General features: G+C 67.5%; 17 protein-coding genes and 3 tRNA genes. 11 read left to right on the top strand and 9 right to left on the bottom strand.

Features of this window, described 5'->3' with window-relative positions:
• Positions 1 to 49 precede the first annotated feature (49 nt).
• Positions 50 to 123 (bottom strand) — tRNA-Cys (locus QMG61_RS16650).
• 49 nt (positions 124 to 172) lie between these two features.
• A tRNA-Gly gene (locus tag QMG61_RS16645) sits at positions 173 to 244 on the bottom strand.
• A 154-nt stretch (positions 245 to 398) separates the two neighbouring features.
• On the opposite strand from QMG61_RS16645, the gene QMG61_RS16640 reads away from it, so the two are divergent.
• Positions 399 to 474, top strand: a tRNA-Val gene (locus tag QMG61_RS16640).
• 72 nt (positions 475 to 546) lie between these two features.
• Here the strand turns inward: QMG61_RS16640 and QMG61_RS16635 are convergent.
• Positions 547 to 1,746, bottom strand: a complete 1,200-nt coding sequence (locus tag QMG61_RS16635) for a glycosyltransferase (protein WP_283495458.1) — start codon at positions 1,744 to 1,746, stop codon at positions 547 to 549.
• Between the two features lie 89 nt (positions 1,747 to 1,835).
• Here QMG61_RS16635 and QMG61_RS16630 point away from each other — a divergent pair, with 89 nt between their 5' ends.
• The 3 genes from QMG61_RS16630 to QMG61_RS16620 all read left to right on the top strand — a co-directional run bounded on the left by QMG61_RS16630 (position 1,836) and on the right by QMG61_RS16620 (position 3,915).
• Positions 1,836 to 2,132, top strand: a complete 297-nt coding sequence (locus QMG61_RS16630) for a hypothetical protein (RefSeq protein WP_283495457.1) — start codon at positions 1,836 to 1,838, stop codon at positions 2,130 to 2,132.
• A 119-nt stretch (positions 2,133 to 2,251) separates the two neighbouring features.
• Positions 2,252 to 3,202, top strand: a complete 951-nt coding sequence (locus QMG61_RS16625) for a MinD/ParA family ATP-binding protein (RefSeq protein WP_283495456.1) — start codon at positions 2,252 to 2,254, stop codon at positions 3,200 to 3,202.
• A 2-nt stretch (positions 3,203 to 3,204) separates the two neighbouring features.
• Positions 3,205 to 3,915: a M50 family metallopeptidase gene (locus tag QMG61_RS16620; RefSeq protein ID WP_283495455.1), complete on the top strand. Its 711-nt coding sequence runs from the start codon at positions 3,205 to 3,207 to the stop codon at positions 3,913 to 3,915.
• A gap of 38 nt (positions 3,916 to 3,953) precedes the next feature.
• Here QMG61_RS16620 and QMG61_RS16615 read toward each other — a convergent pair whose 3' ends face one another.
• The gene (locus tag QMG61_RS16615) at positions 3,954 to 4,781 is read right to left on the bottom strand and encodes a DUF4386 domain-containing protein (RefSeq protein WP_283495454.1); all 828 of its coding nucleotides are present in this window, start codon (positions 4,779 to 4,781) and stop codon (positions 3,954 to 3,956) included.
• A 77-nt stretch (positions 4,782 to 4,858) separates the two neighbouring features.
• Here QMG61_RS16615 and QMG61_RS16610 point away from each other — a divergent pair, with 77 nt between their 5' ends.
• Positions 4,859 to 5,548, top strand: a complete 690-nt coding sequence (locus QMG61_RS16610) for a TetR/AcrR family transcriptional regulator (RefSeq protein ID WP_283495453.1) — start codon at positions 4,859 to 4,861, stop codon at positions 5,546 to 5,548.
• Between the two features lie 39 nt (positions 5,549 to 5,587).
• On the opposite strand, the gene QMG61_RS16605 is transcribed toward QMG61_RS16610, so the two are convergent.
• The 4 genes from QMG61_RS16605 to zapE form a co-directional block, all read right to left on the bottom strand.
• Positions 5,588 to 6,319 (bottom strand): YqjF family protein, encoded by a 732-nt coding sequence (locus QMG61_RS16605; protein WP_283495452.1) that lies wholly within the window; start codon positions 6,317 to 6,319, stop codon positions 5,588 to 5,590.
• On the bottom strand, positions 6,316 to 7,764 hold the full coding sequence (locus QMG61_RS16600; protein ID WP_283495451.1) for a flotillin family protein: 1,449 nt from the start codon (positions 7,762 to 7,764) through the stop codon (positions 6,316 to 6,318). The genes QMG61_RS16605 and QMG61_RS16600 overlap by 4 nt, the downstream gene beginning before the upstream one ends.
• Positions 7,765 to 8,130: 366 nt before the next feature.
• Positions 8,131 to 9,402 carry an ammonium transporter gene (locus QMG61_RS16595; RefSeq protein ID WP_283495450.1) on the bottom strand — a complete coding sequence of 424 codons (1,272 nt, stop codon included), beginning with the start codon at positions 9,400 to 9,402 and terminating at the stop codon, positions 8,131 to 8,133.
• 230 nt (positions 9,403 to 9,632) lie between these two features.
• Positions 9,633 to 10,682 carry a cell division protein ZapE gene (gene zapE, locus QMG61_RS16590; RefSeq protein ID WP_283495449.1) on the bottom strand — a complete coding sequence of 350 codons (1,050 nt, stop codon included), beginning with the start codon at positions 10,680 to 10,682 and terminating at the stop codon, positions 9,633 to 9,635.
• Positions 10,683 to 10,858: 176 nt separating this feature from the next.
• Between zapE and QMG61_RS16585 the strand changes: the two genes are divergently transcribed.
• Positions 10,859 to 11,761, top strand: coding sequence for a sulfurtransferase (locus tag QMG61_RS16585; protein ID WP_283495448.1), 903 nt, complete (start codon positions 10,859 to 10,861; stop codon positions 11,759 to 11,761).
• Positions 11,762 to 11,828: 67 nt separating this feature from the next.
• A complete protein-coding gene (locus tag QMG61_RS16580) occupies positions 11,829 to 12,272 on the top strand; it encodes a SufE family protein (protein ID WP_283495447.1) in 444 nt (147 codons plus the stop codon).
• Between the two features lie 25 nt (positions 12,273 to 12,297).
• Here the strand turns inward: QMG61_RS16580 and QMG61_RS16575 are convergent, their stop codons facing one another.
• Positions 12,298 to 13,485 (bottom strand): alpha/beta hydrolase family protein, encoded by a 1,188-nt coding sequence (locus tag QMG61_RS16575; RefSeq protein WP_283495446.1) that lies wholly within the window; start codon positions 13,483 to 13,485, stop codon positions 12,298 to 12,300.
• 65 nt (positions 13,486 to 13,550) lie between these two features.
• On the opposite strand from QMG61_RS16575, the gene QMG61_RS16570 reads away from it, so the two are divergent.
• The 4 genes from QMG61_RS16570 to QMG61_RS16555 all read left to right on the top strand — a co-directional run.
• Positions 13,551 to 14,141 carry a DUF3000 domain-containing protein gene (locus QMG61_RS16570; RefSeq protein ID WP_283495445.1) on the top strand — a complete coding sequence of 197 codons (591 nt, stop codon included), beginning with the start codon at positions 13,551 to 13,553 and terminating at the stop codon, positions 14,139 to 14,141.
• Positions 14,134 to 15,330, top strand: a complete 1,197-nt coding sequence (locus tag QMG61_RS16565; protein ID WP_283495444.1) for a ribonuclease D — start codon at positions 14,134 to 14,136, stop codon at positions 15,328 to 15,330. The genes QMG61_RS16570 and QMG61_RS16565 overlap by 8 nt, the downstream gene beginning before the upstream one ends.
• A gap of 76 nt (positions 15,331 to 15,406) precedes the next feature.
• The gene (locus QMG61_RS16560) at positions 15,407 to 16,606 is read left to right on the top strand and encodes a thiolase family protein (protein WP_283495443.1); all 1,200 of its coding nucleotides are present in this window, start codon (positions 15,407 to 15,409) and stop codon (positions 16,604 to 16,606) included.
• Positions 16,607 to 16,609: 3 nt separating this feature from the next.
• A partial coding sequence (locus QMG61_RS16555) for a 3-hydroxyacyl-CoA dehydrogenase NAD-binding domain-containing protein (RefSeq protein WP_283495442.1) occupies positions 16,610 to 18,997 on the top strand: 2,388 nt, incomplete at its 3' end.

Raw genomic sequence — 18,997 nt, 5'->3', positions numbered from 1 at the left:
GCGCTACCGCTGCGCCAATCGCCCAGATCTTGACAACGTTCCTCAAGACTGGAGGTGGATACGGGATTCGAACCCGTGTATACGGCTTTGCAGGCCGCTGCCTCGCCTCTCGGCCAATCCACCACATAGGGTCCACACCAAAAAGAAACGACCTTTCGGTCGATTCAATTCGAGCGGATGACGAGATTCGAACTCGCGACCCTCACCTTGGCAAGGTGATGCGCTACCACTGCGCCACATCCGCAACTGCCCGCATTTCTGCGCGCTTGAAGACTCTAGCCGAAACCCCGTCGCATATTCAAACCGAGCCGAACCGGCGTGTTGCGCCCCCGTGGATGTGCGCCGCCTCCCCGCTCTGGGCTAGTATCAGAACTCGTGGTTGCAGCTCTGGCCACAATGGGCGATTGGCGCAGTTGGTAGCGCGCTTCCTTCACACGGAAGAGGTCATCGGTTCGAGTCCGGTATCGCCCACCAATGAAAACCCCGGCTATCCGGGGTTTTTTGTATCCATGTTCCGCCAGTCCCCTCCGGCACCGAGCACGGCGCCTAGCGCGAGACCTCCGCTTCGATCACATCCAGCGCCAGGCCGAGCCCGTTTTCTGTGCGAATCAGCACGCCGACCTCCGCCGCGCGTCGGCGCATGCCGAGCGCTTCCCCGATGGCCGGGGAGAGGCTCGTCGCGGAGACCTTCTTGTAGGGGACGGGACGGGGGGCGAGCCCGCGTCCGTGCAGCTGTCGGCCCCAGAACGGTTGGTCGGCGATGAAGGGCACGACGATCTGGGGGATGCCGGCGCGCGCCACGGCGTGCACCGTTCCCGCACCGCCGTGGTGAAGCGCGATCTCTGCCCGCGGCAGCACGACGTCGTGCGACACGGAAGGGATAACAAGGACGTCGCTCCCCCGCAGGTCGTCCGGGACGGCCAGCCCGCCCCACCCGGTGGCCATCAGGGTCCGCAGCCCGTGTGCTCTCGCCGCCTCGATCACCGCGCGCCCACGCGCGATCGGGTCGCCGGCTGCCATCGACCCGAGGCCGGCGTAGAGGAATGCGCCGGAGTCGATGAAGTCGAGAAGGGCAGGTTCCGGCGCTCCCGGCTCGGTGTCCTCACGCCAGATCCCGGTCAGGTGAACGGACGCGGGCCAGTCGTCAGGGCGCGCGAGAAGCTGTGGGCTGACCGGAATGAGCGAGGCCGCGCGTGGAGCGGGCCGGCCACCGCCGGGTGCCGGCAGAAGCTCCCGTGCCGCCGCGAGCTCTTTCCGGAACATGCCTGCGGCCCCGGCGGCGGCCGCGTAGGTCAGCCGGTTCAGTGGCCCCACGTTGATGTTGACGACTCCGGGAGCCGCGAACGCGCGAGTGCGGGTGAGCGTCGGCACGCTTTCCACCGTGATGTGCGGTATTCCCAGCGCCTGCGCCACCAGGGGGGCGCTGAGCACCTTCGGGTGGTAGAGGATCACGTCCGGTCCGAAGGCAAGGGACTCTCGGGTCGCCGCGACCATGAGGCGCCGCATGGCCGGGCGGATCAGCTCCGTGAAGGACCTGGCAGCGGCGAGCGGCGACACTCCCCGCGCCGAGACCAGCTGGGCGAAATCGATCTGCAGGCTGACGACGTCGAGACCGGCGACATCCGCCCCGGAATTATCCGGAACGCCCAGGCGAACGGTGTGGCCCCGGCTGGCCGCGAATCGGGCCAGGGCGGCGAACGGTTCGACGTCCCCGCGGGACCCCGCCGTGAGCAGCATTATCCTCATCTACCCATTGTGCTCTCCGCCCAGCCTCGCTCGCCCCGTCACCCGCCGCGGCGGATCGTGCGAGACTGATGCGACGGAAGGAACCACCTGTGGATGACCCGCGCGCGAACATGGATGGCAACGGCCTGCTCGGACTCGGCGCCCCTCGGACCGACTGGTCGAAGACGCCGGGACGGGTGCCGGGATTCTGGCTGTCAATCGCCGGGGCCGTTCTGGCCGTGCCCCTTCCCGCTGTCGGCTTCATCCTCGCTGTCATCGGTGTGATCTTCTCCGGCAAGGCCTTCGGGGTCATCCCGGCCGGCGCGCGCGGCCGCGGGCTGAACCTGACCGCGATCGCGGTGGCAGTCGCGGCGATCCTGGTATCCCTCGTACGAATCTTCACCTGACGAGCCTGGTATTTGGTCGACCGGGTGGAATCTCTTACGGTTGAGGACGGTGTGGCGCCTCCCCGTTGCCCACGAGGACTGGCGCAGCAGCGCGCCCGAGTAAGCGAAAGAGAGCGACCATGACGCAGAACTCCGCGCGCGCCGCTTTTCTCAGCCCGCAGCCGTCAGCCACTCCGTCGACCGCGGGACCGGCCCGGCTCGGTTGGCAGGGCCGGCTGGTCCGGCTCAGCGGCGGTCTCATTCCCGTCGGTCCCGGCCGAGTCGAGCGAGTGCAGCGCCGAGAGATCGACGCCGTCAGGCGTAGTTTCCCCGATCCGAAGACCATCGTGGTGCTCAATCCCAAGGGTGGGGCAAACAAGACGACCGCGACGCTACTGATCGCAGCGACGCTGGGAATGTATCGCGGCGGCTACACGCTGGCGTGGGACAACAACGAGTCGATGGGCAACCTCGGGGTGCGGATCATGGCCTCCGGCCACACCAGGACCGCACGTGACCTCCTGCAGGATCTGGACCGGTTCGACGACGGACGGTCGATCCGACTGGGCGACCTGGACAACTATGTGCATCCTCAGGGGGATTCCCAGTTCGACGCCCTGGCCTCCGATCTGGACCCGGCGGGGGTGACCACGATCGACGGGGTGGCGTTCCGGAAACTTCACGCCATCCTCAGCCGGTTCTATCGTGTCGTTGTGGTTGACACCGGCAACAACATGCGGGCGTCCAACTGGGAGGCGGCGGTAGAGACGGCCGACCAACTCGTCGTCGTCTCCACGATCCGCGAGGACACCGGGTACGGTGCCGCCGCCCTCCTCGAGGGGCTGCGGCTGAAGGGACACGCCGACAAGGTTGCCCAGGCCGTCACGATCCTCGCGTCACCGGCCGCGACGGTCGACGCCAGGCTCTCACGACGGTTGCACGACCACTTCGGCCAGCTCACCAGGGCCGTCTGCGACGTGCCGTACGACCCCGCCATCGTCGCCGGTGGACCGCTGAACATCCACTCCCTGTCGCCTGGCACCCGCCAGGCCTGGCTCAGCGCCACGGCCGTGATCGCGGAGGGGCTCTGACGGTGGATGTTCTCCTCGTGCTCTGGGAGCGCGTCTGCGCCCGCCAGGCTCCCCTGCCCGGTACGACGGCACTCCTGACCATTCTCACCGCGGCACTGTTCGTGTTGGTCCCCGCGCTGTGGCGCCGCGGCCGCCACGTGGTCACCATCGCGCATGAGGGCGGGCACGCGCTCGTGGCGACGCTGAGCGGGCGCCGGCTCGGCGGCATCCGACTGCACTCCGACACGTCGGGGCTCACGGTCAGCCGCGGGCGGCCTCGGGGTTTCGGGATGATCCTCACCCTGCTCGCCGGGTACACCGCGCCGGCCCTGCTCGGTCTGGGGTCCGCCGTGATGCTGGGTGCCGGCTACGCGAGCGGTCTGCTCTGGCTGCTCCTGGTCGCGCTCACGCTGATCCTCGTGCAGATTCGCAATTGGTTCGGACTCTGGTCGGTGCTGGTCAGCGGCACGCTGATCCTGGCGATCACCTGGTTCGGCACTCCCCTGGTCCAGGGAATCGGGGCTCTGATGATCACGGCGTTCCTGCTCCTCGGCGGCGTGCGCACCGCACTTGAGCTTCAGGTCTCCCGGTCTCGCCGCGGCGGGCTTTCGTCGGACGCCGACCAGCTCGCCCGGCTCACCCACATTCCCGGCGCTGCCTGGGCAACCCTGTTCGTCCTGGTCGCGGTGCTGTGCGTTGCACTGGCAGTGCGCGTTCTCCAGTTCACCGCCTGACCGGATATCGCCGTCGGACCGGAGATCGCCGCGCAGGGTTACTCCGCGCCCTCCGACCCGGTCCTGGCCACCGCCGTCAACGCCGAGGAATCCGTGGCCGGGGCCGGGGCCGAGTCGAATGCGTCGCCGCGCGATCGGCCGACGACGGGCCGCACCACGAGAGTGACCCCCAGGGCCGCCACCCACAGGCCCCAGCCCGAGCTGCCGAGGACTCCGGCCGGTTCCCAGATCGGAAAGCCTGGGACGGCGGTTGCCAACACCTCGCCCTGACTGAGCAGGTACAGCAGGCCGGCCACCAGGCCGAGTGCGCCGAGCCAGCGGGGCAGAACCCGGGTGCGCATGATGATCACGGAGACGACGACGGACCACGCGACCGCGAGGACCTGGCCCAGGTGTTCGCCGAGAAGCGCCCCGCCGAACTGGTGCTGTGCCATCCACGCTGCGCCGACGGCCGCTTGGGTGGCAGCGTCCCCGGCCACATAGCTGTCAGCCAGTGCAGGCATCACGAACACCCACCGTAGGAATCCGATCAGCGACAGGAGCACCGAGGCGGCACCGATCGAAGTCGCCGCCTTGAGCACGGGGTCACCCGTCCGCCCAAGCACCGCGGGCAGGAGCAGGAGGGGAACGGCGAGGATGGCGTAGGTCCAGGCGGTCGCGAACCAGGTCCAGACGAGTGCCTGGCCGCCCGCGGCGAAGGCGGGCAAGACCACCTCGGCGGGTTCCCGCAGGATGTCCGGCCAGTCGAAGGTCGAGGACAGCACCGTGGCGGCGGTGGCGAAGGCCAATGCCCCGGTGACGAACAGAACGCCGGTGGTGCGCCGGAGAACGGCGGAATGCGGGGTTGGCGCGGGAATTGCGTCCATTTCATTGCTCCAATGAGTTAACGTACGATGTATGATAAACGGTAATGTACGCAGTACGCAACGAGGAGTCAACCCACATGCCCAAGATTCTTCCGCCCGTCGCACGCCAACGTCTTCCGCGCAGTTCGGTGACCGTTGAGGGAATCCTCGACGCAGCCGAACGGGTGTCAACGGCGGGCTTCGACGCCCTCACCATGCGAGCCGTTGCCACGGAAATGGGATCGTCGCCGATGGCCCTTTATCGCTATTTCGCGACCAAGGACGAACTCGTCGACGCGCTCCTCGATCGGATCCTCGGCCGTCACGCCACTCCCGCCCCAGGCGAGGACTGGGTGGCGGACCTGGCCGACTTCGCGCGGGCACACCGAATGCTGCTCGCCCTGCACCCCTGGGCCATAGTCCCGCTCTTCACCCACCCCAACCCCGGCCTGAACGCCACCCGGATCGGCGAACTCGCCCTGGGCATCCTCCGCCGAGGTGGCATTACCGGCGGGGACGCCGTCGCCTGCTTCTGCGGCATACTGGCCCTCAACTACGGCTGGTCGGCGTTCGCCGCGGCCCGGAGCGCCGCGACTCGGATCGACCAGGACCCAGGTGTGGCCATCGGGGCTGCGATTGCGGCGTTGCCGGCCGGGCGTTTCCCCCTGACCGTCGCCGTCGCCGACCAGATGAGCGCGTACGGCAGCGACGAGCATTACGAACAAGCGCTTGGGCAACTGATCAGCGGAATCCGGGACAGCGCGGGCGTTACCGACGAAACCGGTTAGCGTCTCGGCTCACGGACTGGAAACCGGGTGCGCGAGGCCTCAGCCGGCTCGCCCGAACCACGTGGTCACCCCGGGCGAGTACAGCACGGAATCGGGCTGCCGTGCTGCGATGCCCGGGAATCCGGCCGCGGCGAGGAGCGTATCGTCGAGCCGCACGAGCTCTGCCCGGAACAGGGGCCAGGGCTCGTGGTGGTTGCGCAGGTGAACCGTTCGGCCGCGCACCGTGGTGAAGAGTGCCCAGCGCGCGGTGAGGAAATCGGCCAGAGCGTCATCGACGACAGGCTTCTCGGTGCGGCGCACCACGATATCAGTCCGATCGGAAACGTTCAGGTGCCTGCGGGAGGTGTAGCTGAACTCCCCCGCAGAGCTGGCGAGCCTGGTGCGTGACCAGCGGTACGGGATGCGGAAGAGGGCCCGGGCGGCAATCACCGCGGCGAGCCTCGAGGCCTCCAACGACACGAAGACCACTCCTCGTTGGCCGGCGGCATCGACGGCGTAGAGGCGCACATTCACTTCGACGAAACTGCCGAAGTACGGCACCGGCGGGCTTCCCCACACCGTCGCCCGGTCCAGCACGAACGGAATCAGGCCCACCCAGCTACTTCCGTCGAACTCATCCGGAACAAGCCCGGCGGGCAGGAGTGGGGCCACCTGCGCCGGATCAACCCGCCAGTGCAGGAAGCACAGGTGCGACCACCGCTGGCTGGCCGATGGGCGGCCGGCCAGCAGAGGCGCAACGGACGAAATCGGTTGCGGCTCTGCACCCGTCACGGCGGACCTTCCTGCCCGTGTTCCGTTCCTGTGGCCGATGTTGCGGCCTTCGCGAATCCCTGGCCCGCGACGGTGCCGCCGACGAGACTACCGAGCAGGTCGCGGATGCCAATCCCCATGGTGGCCCCGAGCACGGCGTCGACCTCCGTCAAGCCGGCGGCGACGTTCTTGCTCAGCTGGTTTGCGCCATCGGTGGAGATAACGGTCAGAGTGTCGATGTTGCTCATCGGCGCGGCGAGCTCGTGAGCGATCTGGGGAAGCATCTCCACCATCCGCAGCTGAATGAGGGCCTCGGACTGTTGCGCTAGGGCCTCCGCGCTGAGCCGGGTGGCTTCGGCCTCCGCCGCGCCGCGGGCGAGAATGGCGTCGGCGTTGGCCTGACCCTCCGCCCGGATCGCTTCGGCATTGGCCTTGCGGCTGTCCCGGTCGGCGTTCGCCGCGGTGACGGCGGCGTCGGCGGCGGCCACCGCGGTAACTCGGATCCGGTACGCCTCGGCGTCGGCGACGGCGTTCACTTCGGATTCCAGCTCGGCCTTGCGCAGGCTCGCCCGCCGCTGGGCGGTGAGTTCCTGCTCCTGTACGATCGCCTGTTGGGTCTTGGCCTCGGCGAGCGGCTTGGCGCCGGCCGCTTCTGCTGCGGCCTTGTCGGTGTCCAACTGCAGGGCGGCGCGGCGCAGCGCGAGGGTGTTCTCGGCAACGGCGATGGCCTGCTCAGCAGTGATCGCGGCCTCCTGGGCCTCGCGGTTGGCCTGATGCTCTGCGACCTCGGCCTGGCGACGCACCCTGGCCTGCTCGGCCCGGCCCATGTCCTTGATGTAGTCGTTGGCATCGCTGATGCCCTTGATCTCGAACGAGTCGACATCGAGGCCCTGGTTGGCCAGTGACTCGCGCGCGGTGGCGAGCACGGAGGCGCCGAGCTCGTCGCGCTTCTGGATGATCGTCAGGACGTCGGTCGCACCGATCGAGGCGCGCAGCGAACCGGACAGAACCTCAAGGGCGAAATTATCGATGTTCTTGTCCTGGCCGAGGAAACGCTGGGCGGCGGCGCGGATAGCATCCGGGTCGTCCCCGACCTTGACGATCGCGACCGCTTCGACCGTGAGCGTGATTCCCATCTTGTCCTGGGCGATCGCCGTGATCTCGATGGCACGGCTGCGCAGGCTGATCTTGAAGGCCTTCTGGAAGAACGGGGTGATGAACACGCCTTGCCCGTGTACGACCCGCTGACCGGACTGTTCGAGGGTGGCGCCGTCGACAATGGTCTTCTTCGACTTCTTGCCCGTGATGATGAGGGCCTCGTCAGGGCCGGCGTTCTTGTAGATCGAACGGGCATAGAACAGCACGATCAGGAAACCGATGACTACCAGGGCGATGAGCCCCGGGATGGGGCTGAGCAGGAAATCTAACACTGGTTCCTTCCGGTATCCGCCCTTGTCGACGGCCATCCTGCGGCACCGGCTACGCCGGTAACAAGACCCCGCCCTGGATGAATGCGCGTCCTGCCACCCCCACGCTATCGATCGGCCGCCCTTGGCGGGCGCAGCAGCACCCCGTCAGGCAAAAGAAATCCCCGACACGGCTTCGGTGGACGAAACAGTGGCGGGGAACCTCGCGATGTTCGGGTGCATCGCCAGCAGCTTGAGCCTCCCAGAGGAGCGGCGGCCGAACAAGGGGCTGGACAGGTCCGCCGGAGGGGACTATTAGGCCCTGGACGGCCGCCACCCAGCAACGGTGGGGCGGGGCCCGGTCGAAACCGTGCTCCGCCCCACCGAGGTCGAGAGAGTGCTGTGCGAAAGAGAGTGCTACCTGAATCAGACCGCGTCGAGTGCGTAGCCCTCTTCGCCGTGCACGATGGTGTCGACTCCGGCGACCTCGTCTTCGTTGTTGATCCGGAAGCCGATGGTCTTCTGGATCACCCAACCGATGGCGTACGCCATCACGAACGAGAAGATCGCGATTCCGAAGGCCGCCAGCGCCTGCGCTCCGAGCTGCGCCAGGCTGCCGGTGTCGAGGAGGCCGATGCCGGACCCGAAGACGCCGATGTACAGGGTTCCGATCATGCCGCCGATGAGGTGGATGCCCACCACGTCGAGGGAGTCATCGAAGCCCCACTTGAATTTCAGGTCGATGGCGACGGCACACACGGCACCGACGAGCACGCCGAGCACGATCGCCCAGCCGGGGGTGAGGATGTTGCAGGCGGGGGTGATCGCGACCAGGCCGGCCACGGCGCCGGAGGCGGCACCGATCGAGGTGGGCTTGCCGTCCTTGATCTTCTCGACGATCAGCCAGCCGAGGATACCGGCGGCGGGTGCGACGAGGGTGTTCACCCAGGCGAGGGCAGCGACACCATCGACGGCCGCTTCAGAACCGGCGTTGAATCCGAACCAGCCGAACCAGAGCAGCGAGGCGCCGAGCAGGGTGAGCGGAACGTTGTGCGGCTTGGAGATGCCCTTCTTGAAACCGACCCGCTTGCCGAGGACCAACGCGAGGGCAAGACCGGCGGCGCCGGCGTTGATGTGTACCGCGGTGCCACCGGCGAAGTCGTTCACGCCCAGTGCGGCGGGAGCCCAGCCGTCGGCGAGGTTGAACACCCAGTAGGCCACGGGGAAGTAGACCAGCGTGGACCAGACCGCGGCGAAGATCAACCAGGCGCCGAACTTCGCGCGGTCGGCGATCGCGCCGGAGATCAGGGCGACGGTGATGATGGCGAACGTCGCCTGGAAGCCCGCGAATGCCAGACCGTTGAGATCGGGGGCCAGGGAGCCGTCCTCACCGGCGCCGAGCAGCCCGCTCAGGCCGAGCATCGACGACGGGTTGCCGAGGAAACCGGGGATCAGGGTCGGGCCGAAGGCCATGCCGTAGCCGTAGAGCACCCAGAGCACGCCGACGACGCCCATGGCGCCGAAGCTCATCATCATCATGCTGATCACGCTCTTGGCCTTGACCATGCCGCCGTAGAAGAACGCGACCCCGGGGGTCATCAGGAGAACGAGGGCCGCTGCGACGAGCAGCCAGAGGGAATTGAGGTTCAGGGATATTTCATCCGTTGTGGCGTCCATCAGGACTGACAGTTCAACCATGGGCATGGTTACCTCTCTCTAACTAAGGATTGCCGTCGACGTGCACAGGGTGAGCAATTGATCGTGTCTCGGCGGGTACAGAGTCAGTTTGGGACTCCAACGTTTCGGCAAAGGCGCACGAATGTTTCCAGCGCGTTACGCGGTCGGCGAGCGTGTTAACTTCGCGTTTCCCGCCGCACCGGACGCCGGAACGGCCCGATGCGCGTTCGCGGGCGTGGTCGCCCGGCCGATCAGTCGTGCGGCGGGAGCTCCCCCGTGGTCAGGGCGACCAGGCGCGACTGGGAACGCTGGTACTTCTTGCGGTACCCGCCGGAGAGCATCTCCTCGTCAAAGACGTCGTTGAGGGGGTGGCCGCTGGCGATGATCGGAATCTCCGCGTCGTAGACCCGGTCGATGAACGCCACCAGGCGCAGGGCATCAGTCTGGTCGGTCAGCTGGTACGCGTCGGTGAGCGCGATCACATTGATGCCGTTGATGATTTTGATGTACTTCGACGGGTGCACGGTGCTGAGGTGCCGGATCAGGGCACCGAAATCGTCGAGGGTGACGGTGGACTCACGCTCATCGAGGGCGCCGACCAGGTGGTCGAGAACCTCGGCGGTCACGGCGATCGCGTGGCCCTCGATGTCGCGGCGGCGGTAGTCGAGGCCGTCGATCCGTACGATCTCGAAGTTGGCGCTCATCGCCTGAATCTCCCGGAGGAAGTCGATGGCCGCGAAACGTCCCTCGCCCAGGGAGTTCGGCGGCGTGTTGGAGGTGGCGGCGACGCGGGTTCCCGACGCGACGAGCTCGCCGAGCAGCCGGGTCATCAGCATCGTGTCGCCCGGGTCGTCGAGCTCGAATTCGTCGATGCAGATGAGGCGGGCACCGGAGAGCTGCTTGACCGTGGCCGCATAGCCCAGGGCGCCGACCAGCGCGGTGTACTCGATGAACGTGCCGAAGTACTTGGGACCGGGGGCCGCGTGCCAGAGCGCCGCGAGGAGGTGGGTCTTTCCCACTCCGAACCCGCCGTCGAGGTAGATGCCGGGAAGCTCGGCCTTGGGCTTACGGGTGCGGGAGAAGAAGCCGCTGGGGCGCTGGGGCAACCACGCGCCGGCGAAGGTGTTCAACCGTTCGACGGCCTCGAGTTGGGACGGGAACGCCAGGTCCGGCCGGTAGGAATCGAACGAGGCGTGCTCGAACTGGGGCGGGGGCACCAACTCGGCGACGATTTCGGCTCCGGTAATGCTGGGGGAACGATCGATCAGCCGAGGCTGACGGCGAGGCGCCTCTGGAGCCATGGGGGAACACCCGCGTTTCTGTGTCGATTGGTCGGGAAAGCATCAGCCTGGTCACCAGGACCGGCCGGATGCGTTCGCCGCCCACACCGCGTAGATTCGAAGAGCGGGCGCTGACCAGCCTAAACCGCAGCCAAATCAATCCTGTGTCGTTCTGACGCTCCCCGGAGGTAATTCCCATGCCCGTCGAACTCGATCCGGCCCCCAAATTCGCCGCCTACGCCCACCCTGAGCGGCTCGTCTCCACCGATTGGCTGCAGGCCCACCTCGGCGAGCCCGGTCTCGTCGTCGTGGAATCCGACGAGGACGTGATCCTCTATGAGACGGGGCACATCCCCGGCGCCGTGAAAATCGACTGGCACACCGACCTCAACGACCCGGTGGAACGGGACTTCGTCGACAGCGCCGCGTTCGCTGCCGTGCTCGGCTCCAAGGGCATCGCCAGGGACACCACCGTCGTCATCTACGGCGATAAGAGCAACTGGTGGGCCGCGTATGCCCTCTGGGTGTTCACCCTCTTCGGTCACAGCGATGTGCGCCTGCTCGACGGCGGCCGCGAGAAGTGGATCGCCGAGGGACGTGAGGTCACGACCGCCGCCGCCGAGGCCACGCCGGTCGACTATCCGATCGTGCCTCGAAATGACGCCCCCATCCGAGCGTTCAAGGACGATGTGCTCGCCCACTTCGGCAATCCGCTGATCGACGTGCGGTCTCCGGAGGAGTACAGCGGGGAGCGCACACACATGCCGGCCTACCCGGAGGAGGGTGCCCTCCGCGGCGGCCACATCCCCTCGGCCGCGTCGGTGCCGTGGGCCCGCGCCGCGGCACCGGATGCGACCTTCCGGGGCCGGGATGAACTCGACGCCATCTACCGTGGCGAGGCCGGCCTCACCGACGACGATACGGTCATCGCGTACTGCCGGATCGGGGAACGCTCCAGCCACACCTGGTTCGTGCTCACCCACCTGCTCGGTTTCGAGGGGGTGCGCAATTACGACGGTTCCTGGACCGAATGGGGCAACGCCGTCCACGTGCCGATCGTGCTGGGCACCGAACCGGGTGCCGCCCCGCTCCCCCGCTGATTCGTTCGCCGGGACTCCGTGACCTGCCACGCGCCGCCCGTCGGCGGCGCGTGGGAGAATACATGCGATGACCTCCACCGAATTGCCCGCGAAACTGGCCGAGATCCGCGATGACTTCCTCGCCCTCGAGCAACCCGACCGCCTGCTGCTCCTGCTCGAGTTCGCGAACGAGCTGCCGGCACTGCCCGCGCGATACGAGGAGCATCCCGACCTGATGGAACGGGTCGTGGAGTGCCAGTCGCCCGTGTTCATGTTCGTCGAGGTCGATGACGACGACCAGAAATCGGTGCACCTCTACGCGACGGCGCCGCGGGAATCGCCGACGACGAGGGGCTTCGCCTCCATCCTCGCCCAGGGTCTTGAGGGCCTCAGCACCGCGGAGGTGCTCGCCGTTCCCGATGACTATCCGAACTCGATCGGCTTGACGAAAGCCGTGTCGCCGCTGCGCATCCGCGGGATGACGGCGATGCTCGGCCGCACGAAACGGCGGCTCCGCGAGATGCCCGTCTGAGGCAATCCCGTCGGACCCGACCCGGTCACCTGACGGGGAGGGCCGCCAGCCAACCGGTGATCGCCTGATTCCAGCCCTCGCGGTCGTAGTTCCACAACTTGGTGTGCCGGGCGACCGTGAACGGCAGGAACGTGACGATGTCGGGGCGCCGAACGGCCAGTGCCCGCGAGCCGGTCGCCGGCACGTACCCGTCGTCGTCGCTGTGCATGAGCAGGACCGGCAGATCGAGTTCGGCCGCACGGGACACGAAGTCCAGTCGGCGGAAATCGATCGGGGCCGTCTGCCCGGTGATCAGCCCGCCCCAGCGCCGACCGAGCACCTGCATCGCCCCGGTCGACACCGTCCACGGCAGGCCAAGGCTGCCGCCCTGGAAGGCCACGACATCGGCCCAGTCGATCACGGGCGAGTCGAGCACGACGCCGACGACGAGCTCACGCAGCCGGGACCGGGTGGCCGTCTGCAGCACGATGGCTCCCCCCATCGACCAGCCCATCAGTACGATCTCGGTTGCCCCGCGGTCCGCGGCGAAGCTCATCGCCGCCTCGACGTCCTGCCACTCGGTGTCGCCGAGCCCGTACCGGCCGTCGGTGCTCACCGGAGCCTCACCGTCGTTCCGGTAGGAGATGAGCAGGGAGGTGTATCCCGCATCCCGGAACACCGGCACCGCCCGGAGCGTCTCCTGCCGCCGAACGCCGCGGCCGTGCACCTGGATGACCCACTTACCGCCCGGTTCCGTCGCCGGAATCAGCCAGGCTGGGGCATCCCCGGCCTGGGTCGGAATGAGCACGTCGTCGTACTCCACCGCCAGGTCCCAGGGGCCGAGGTAGGAATACCCGCCCAGGCGCCCGCGTCGGGCCTGCGCGAGGTCGCCGTAGTCGACGCGCAGGATGCGCCGGGTCACCGCTACCGGAGTGCTGCGCAGGATCTCCCCCACGTGAGCGTGCCCGCTGTCGCCGGAGAACCAGAAGCTGTAGTCGCCCTGGAGCACGGAATCCGCGGTGGAGGCCAGGGTGATCGTTCCGGCCGCGAGGTCCACACCGTCCACGCGCACGTCGTCGGCGCGCTTCGCCGAGGGGGTGACGATCCGGCGGGCCATGACCCCGGAAAGAACGCTCGACGCGAGGGCGGCGACGGCCACCGTCGTGACGCCGATCACCCCGGTCAACGCGGCAATCCGCGAAGGACGCCCGACCCACTCGAACCGTCTGATCACGTGTTACCTCCACCCGCCCGGCGTGCCTCGCGTACGGCACCCTGAAAAAACTCTAGTCTGCACTCGTGCCCGAAACACAGGAACCACTCCCGCCGGAGTTCGCCGCAGCCCTTGAGGCCGTTCGGCGAGCACGGTCCCGGGTCGAGCTGGTCGTGAACGAGATCTCCGCACCCGGCAACCTCGCCCCGCATGCCGTGGCGCTCTCAGCAGACGTGACACCGAGCCGGCACGGCGGAAACTCCGACTTCGGCACCGGCCGTTTCATCCTCCTCTACGACCCCGACGAACCTGAGGCGTGGGGTGGCGCGTTCCGCGTGGTCTGTTTCGCGCAGGCTCCGCTGGAAACGGACATCGGCCTGGACCCGTTCCTGGCCGAGGTCGCCTGGGCCTGGCTGGTCGACGCTCTCGACGCCCACGGGGCCCGATATACCGCGGCATCAGGCACTGCGACTAAGATAATTTCGTCAGGCTTCGGCGAACTTGCCAAGCAGGGCGATGGAGCACAGATAGAGCTGAGAGCCTCGTGGACACCGCTGGACCACAATCTCACCGCCCATGTCGAAGGATGGGGTGAACTGCTCTGCATGCTCGCAGGTCTTCCACCCACTGGCGAAGGAGTCAGCATGTTGTCCACACGCCGAACCGGACGTGGTTGATCACCAGGTGATCGACACGCGGGATGCCTACCTGACGGCAACCGCGGCGATTGTCGGCGGCACCGGCCCGATCGGGGTCGACGCCGAACGCGCCTCAGGCTTCACGTACTCCCAACGCGCGTACCTGATCCAGATCTACCGCCGCGGCGCGGGCACCTTCCTGTTCGATCCGCCGGCGATCGGCGATTTCCACGAAATGCACGAAGCGCTCATCGATGAGGAATGGATCCTGCACGCCGCCAGCCAGGACCTGGCCTGCCTGCGCGAGGTCGGCCTCGACCCGGCTCGCATCTTCGACACCGAACTCGCCGCGCGACTGCTGGGCATGCCCAGGGTCGGCCTCGGCACGGTCGTTGAGGAGCTGCTGGGTGTCCATCTGGCCAAGGAACACTCCGCAGCGAACTGGTCAACCCGTCCGCTGCCCGAGGCGTGGCTCGTCTATGGAGCGCTCGACGTCGAACTGCTCCCCGACCTGCGCGATCGGATGGTCGAGATGCTCGCCACCGATCAGAAGAGCGTCATCGCCGAACAGGAGTTCCAGGCGGTGCTGAACCGGGAGGCAAAGCCCCCGCTGGCCGAACCGTGGCGGCGGCTCTCCGGCGTGCATTCCCTCCGCGCGCAGCGGAACCTGGCCGTCGCCCGCGAACTCTGGCTCGCCAGGGACCGTCTAGCCCAGGACATCGACGTGTCGCCGGGTCGCCTCGTACCCGACGCGTCCCTCCTCGCCGCGGCCCGCGCCCTGCCGACAACCCGCCAGGGCCTCGCGGAACTCCGCGAATTCAGCGGCCGGGCGAGCCGCAGCGAACTCGATCGGTGGTGGGCCGCCATCCAGGCCGGCCTGGTCTCGACGGATCTCCCGTCGCTGCGGCCTTCCGGGGACGCTCTTCCGCCGCCTCGCGCCTGGGCCGACCGCAACCCGGAGGCCGATCTGCGGTTCAAAGCCGCGCGCGCGGCCCTCGCGGAGATCTCCGAGGAGTTCCTCATCCCCCTGGAAAACCTGGTGACACCTGAATACGTGCGCAGGATGGCCTGGGCCCCGCCGGAGTCGATCAGCTCCGGATCGGTCGGCGAGACGCTCGCCGCCCTCGGTGCCCGAGCATGGCAGATTGAGCTTACCTCACAACGAATCGCCGATGCCTTTGTAGACATTCACCAAGCATCCGAGGTAGCCACGGAAGCGGATTCGTAGGAAGCGTCCAAGGATTCTTCTGCCCCAGGGCATCGCCTTAGTATCGACCGACACCCGTTGGATTGATGGAGGCAAAGTGGCCGAAAAAACAGAAGTCGTCTTCGTGGACGGGGTTCGCACCCCGTTCGGCAGAGCCGGCGAAAAGGGAATGTACTGGAACACCCGGGCCGACGATCTGGTGGTCAAAGCCATGATGGGCCTGCTGGAACGCAACCCGTCGCTCCCCGGTGAACGCATCGACGATGTCGCCATCGCCGCAACGACCCAGACCGGCGACCAGGGTCTCACCCTCGGTCGCACCGCCGCCCTCCTGTCGGGGTTGCCGAGGTCGGTTCCCGGCTTCGCGATCGACCGCATGTGTGCCGGCGCCATGACCGCCGTGACCACCATGGGTGCAGCGATTGGCTTCGGCGCCTACGACCTGGCGATCGCCGGCGGCGTCGAACACATGGGGCGCCACCCGATGGGCTCGGGCGTCGACCCGAATCCGCGGTTCATGGCCGAACGTCTGGTCAGCGACGAAGCACTCAACATGGGATCCACGGCCGAACGCATCCACGACCGCTTCCCCTCCTACACGAAGGATCGTTCCGACCGGTTTGCCCTGCGCAGCCAGCAGAAGGTTGCCGCCGCCTACGCCGCAGAGAAGATCCAGCCCGACCTCATCCCCGTTGCGATCCGCAGCGAAGCCGGCTGGGGACTCGCAACCCGCGACGAGGCCCCGCGCCCGGAGACCACCCTTGAGGGTCTCGCCGGGCTGAAGACTCCGTTCCGTCCCTTTGGCCGGGTCACCGCCGGCAACGCCTCCGGGCTCAACGACGGCGCGAGCGCCTGCCTCCTCGCCAGCGGCGCCGCGGCAAAGGAACTCGGCCTCACAGTCAAGATGAAGCTGGTCAGCTTCGCCTTCGCCGGCGTCGAGCCTGAGGTGATGGGCCTCGGACCGGTTCCGTCGACGGAGAAGGCCCTGCGCAAGGCCGGCCTCAGCATCACCGACATCGGGCTCTTCGAGCTCAACGAGGCGTTCGCCGTGCAGGTCATCTCGTTCCTCGACCACTTCGGCATCGACGATGAAGACCCGCGGGTGAACGAGTACGGCGGCGCGATCGCGATCGGCCACCCGCTCGCCTCCTCCGGCGTGCGTCTGATGAACCAGCTCGCCCGCCAGTTCAGCGAGCACCCCGAGGTCCGCTACGGATTGACCGCGATGTGCATCGGCCTCGGCCAGGGCGGCACCGTTATTTGGGAGAACCCACACTTCAACCGGAAGGCAAAGTAAGCGATGAGCGACTACTCCGCACTTGATTTCTCCCCGTTGGTCGCCCTGTCGGCCGACGAGGTCGTCACGCATTCCTTCGTCAGGGATGTCCCGCTGTCCAACGGCCGGATCCTCGCTCTGGTCACGCTCGACAACGGCAGGGACCACACCCGCCCGAACACCCTTGGCCCGGTCACGCTGCTGGAATTCGCGGCCACCATGGACGCGTTGAAGGAACGGGCCGCTCGCGGGGAGATCCACGGTGTCGCCGTCACCGGCAAGCCCTACATCCTCGCCGCGGGCGCCGACCTGAGCAAGGTGAGCGAGATTCCGTCGCTCGCGACCGGAAAGCTTCTGGCCCAGCTTGGCCACTACGCCCTCGGCAAGCAGTCGGAGCTGGGTGTGCCCTCCTTCGTCTTCATCAACGGGCTTGCGCTCGGCGGCGGACTCGAAATCGCCCTGAACGCGGACTATCGCACCGTCGACTTCACCGTGCCGGCGATCGCCCTGCCTGAGGTCTCCCTCGGGCTGATCCCCGGCTGGGGTGGCTCGTACCTCCTGCCGAACCTGATCGGGATCGAGAACGCGCTCAAGGTGATCATCGAGAACCCGCTCAAGATGCGAGTGCTCAAGGCCGCGGATGCCCTCGAACTCGGCATCGCCGACGTCGGGTTCGCCTCGGCGACCTTCCTCGAGCGCTCGATCGCCTGGGCCGACCGGGTCATCGCCGGAACCGAGACGGTCGCCAGGCCGAATCTCCCCGGCAAGATCGAACGTCTCGTGAAGTGGGACGTCGCCATCGGCATCGCCAAGCGGATGCTCGAGAACAAGATCGGCACCGTCGCGATGTCCCCCTATGTCGCACTCGACCTGCTCAAGGCCGCGAAGAGCGGCACCAGGCAGGAAGGCTTCGAACGTGAGGACGACTCGCTGGCCGGGCTCATCTCCGGCGACCAGCTGCAGGCGAGCATCTACGCGTTCAACCTCGTGCAGAAGCGCGCCAAGCGCCCCGCCGGTGCCCCCGACAGGGCCCTGGCCCGACCGATCAAGAAGGTCGGTGTGATCGGCGCCGGCCTGATGGCCAGCCAGTTCGCCCTGCTGTTCGTGCGGCGCCTGCAGGTGCCCGTCGTGATCACCGACCTCGACCAGGCCAGGGTCGACAAGGGTGTCGCCTACATCCACGACGAGATCCTCGCCCTGGAGACCAAGAAGCGGATCAGCTCCGATGAGGCGAACCGGCTCCGTGCGCTCGTGACCGGGACCACGGACAAGGCGCAGTTCGCCGACGCCGACTGGGTGATCGAGGCCGTGTTCGAGGAGCTGGGCGTCAAGCAGGATGTCTTTGCCGAGATCGAGAAGTACATCGCTCCCGACGCCATCCTCGCGACGAACACGTCGTCGCTGTCGGTTGAACAGATCGGCGCAAAGCTCCTCCACCCCGAGCGGCTGGTCGGATTCCACTTCTTCAACCCGGTCGCCGTGATGCCGCTGATCGAGGTGGTGAACACGCCGCAGACCAACGACGTCACCCTGTCAACGGCCATGGTCATCGCGGGCAAGCTGAAGAAAAACGCGGTCATCACAAGGGACACCCCCGGATTCGTGGTCAACCGGATCCTGGCCAAGGTGCTCGGCGAGGCCATGCACGCCGTCGACACCGGCACGCCCTTCGACGTCGTCTCCGAGGCGATTGCCCCGTTCGGACTTCCGATGACACCGTTCGAGCTGCTTGAACTCGTCGGCCTCAAGGTGGGCGCGCACGTTTTGGACACCCATCACGCCGCGTTCCCCGACCGTTTCTTCGAGAGCACGAACCTGCACAGGCTCGCCGAACACGGCAAGCTCCTCGAGCGTGACGCGAAGGGCAAGATCAAGGGCTACGACAAGGGCGCCCTGAAGATCGTCGCCGGCGGCACGACCCCGATGAAGGCAACCGACCTTCAGCGCCGGTTCGAAGACGGGCTCGCCGACGAGATCAAGCGGATGCTGGACGACGATGTCGTTCACGCGGCAGAGGACATCGACCTGTGCATGATCCTCGGCGCGGGGTACCCGTTCCAGATGGGCGGGGTCACCCCGTACCTCGACCGGGTCGGGGCGAGCGAGCGGGTCTTCGGCGGCACCTTCCACACTCCCCCGATCCGCGGCGTCGGAGCGGTGCCGGCCCTGGCCAGCGTCGAGACCCCGCGGACGATCACCCCGGCCCGGTGGTCGAGCCCGTCGAGACCCTCGCGGACGCTCACCCCGGCCCGGTGGTCGAGCCCGTCGAGACCCTCGCGGACGCTCAGCCCGGCCCGGTGGTCGAGCCCGTCGAGACCCTCGCGGACGCTCAGCCCGGCCCGGGGGGCGAGCCGGTCGAGGCCCTCGCGGAGGGTCAGCCTGGCCCGGGGGGGGAGGGGCCCGGTGGTCGTG

This window comes from Cryobacterium sp. PH31-AA6, from assembly GCF_030063195.1.
In the GTDB taxonomy this organism is placed as follows: Bacteria; Actinomycetota; Actinomycetes; order Actinomycetales; family Microbacteriaceae; genus Cryobacterium.
The sequence above is the reverse complement of the archived record's forward strand: the minus strand, read 5'-3'. Positions and strand labels throughout refer to the sequence as shown.

Coding starts and splice junctions, on each gene's coding strand:
- QMG61_RS16635 (WP_283495458.1), bottom strand. CDS start 1,746: ATGAGGATAATGCTGCTCACGGCGGGGTCCCGCGGGGACGTCGAACCG.
- QMG61_RS16625 (WP_283495456.1), top strand. CDS start 2,252: ATGACGCAGAACTCCGCGCGCGCCGCTTTTCTCAGCCCGCAGCCGTCA.
- QMG61_RS16615 (WP_283495454.1), bottom strand. CDS start 4,781: ATGGACGCAATTCCCGCGCCAACCCCGCATTCCGCCGTTCTCCGGCGC.
- QMG61_RS16610 (WP_283495453.1), top strand. CDS start 4,859: ATGCCCAAGATTCTTCCGCCCGTCGCACGCCAACGTCTTCCGCGCAGT.
- QMG61_RS16600 (WP_283495451.1), bottom strand. CDS start 7,764: ATGGCCGTCGACAAGGGCGGATACCGGAAGGAACCAGTGTTAGATTTC.
- QMG61_RS16595 (WP_283495450.1), bottom strand. CDS start 9,402: ATGGTTGAACTGTCAGTCCTGATGGACGCCACAACGGATGAAATATCC.
- zapE (WP_283495449.1), bottom strand. CDS start 10,682: ATGGCTCCAGAGGCGCCTCGCCGTCAGCCTCGGCTGATCGATCGTTCC.
- QMG61_RS16585 (WP_283495448.1), top strand. CDS start 10,859: ATGCCCGTCGAACTCGATCCGGCCCCCAAATTCGCCGCCTACGCCCAC.
- QMG61_RS16580 (WP_283495447.1), top strand. CDS start 11,829: ATGACCTCCACCGAATTGCCCGCGAAACTGGCCGAGATCCGCGATGAC.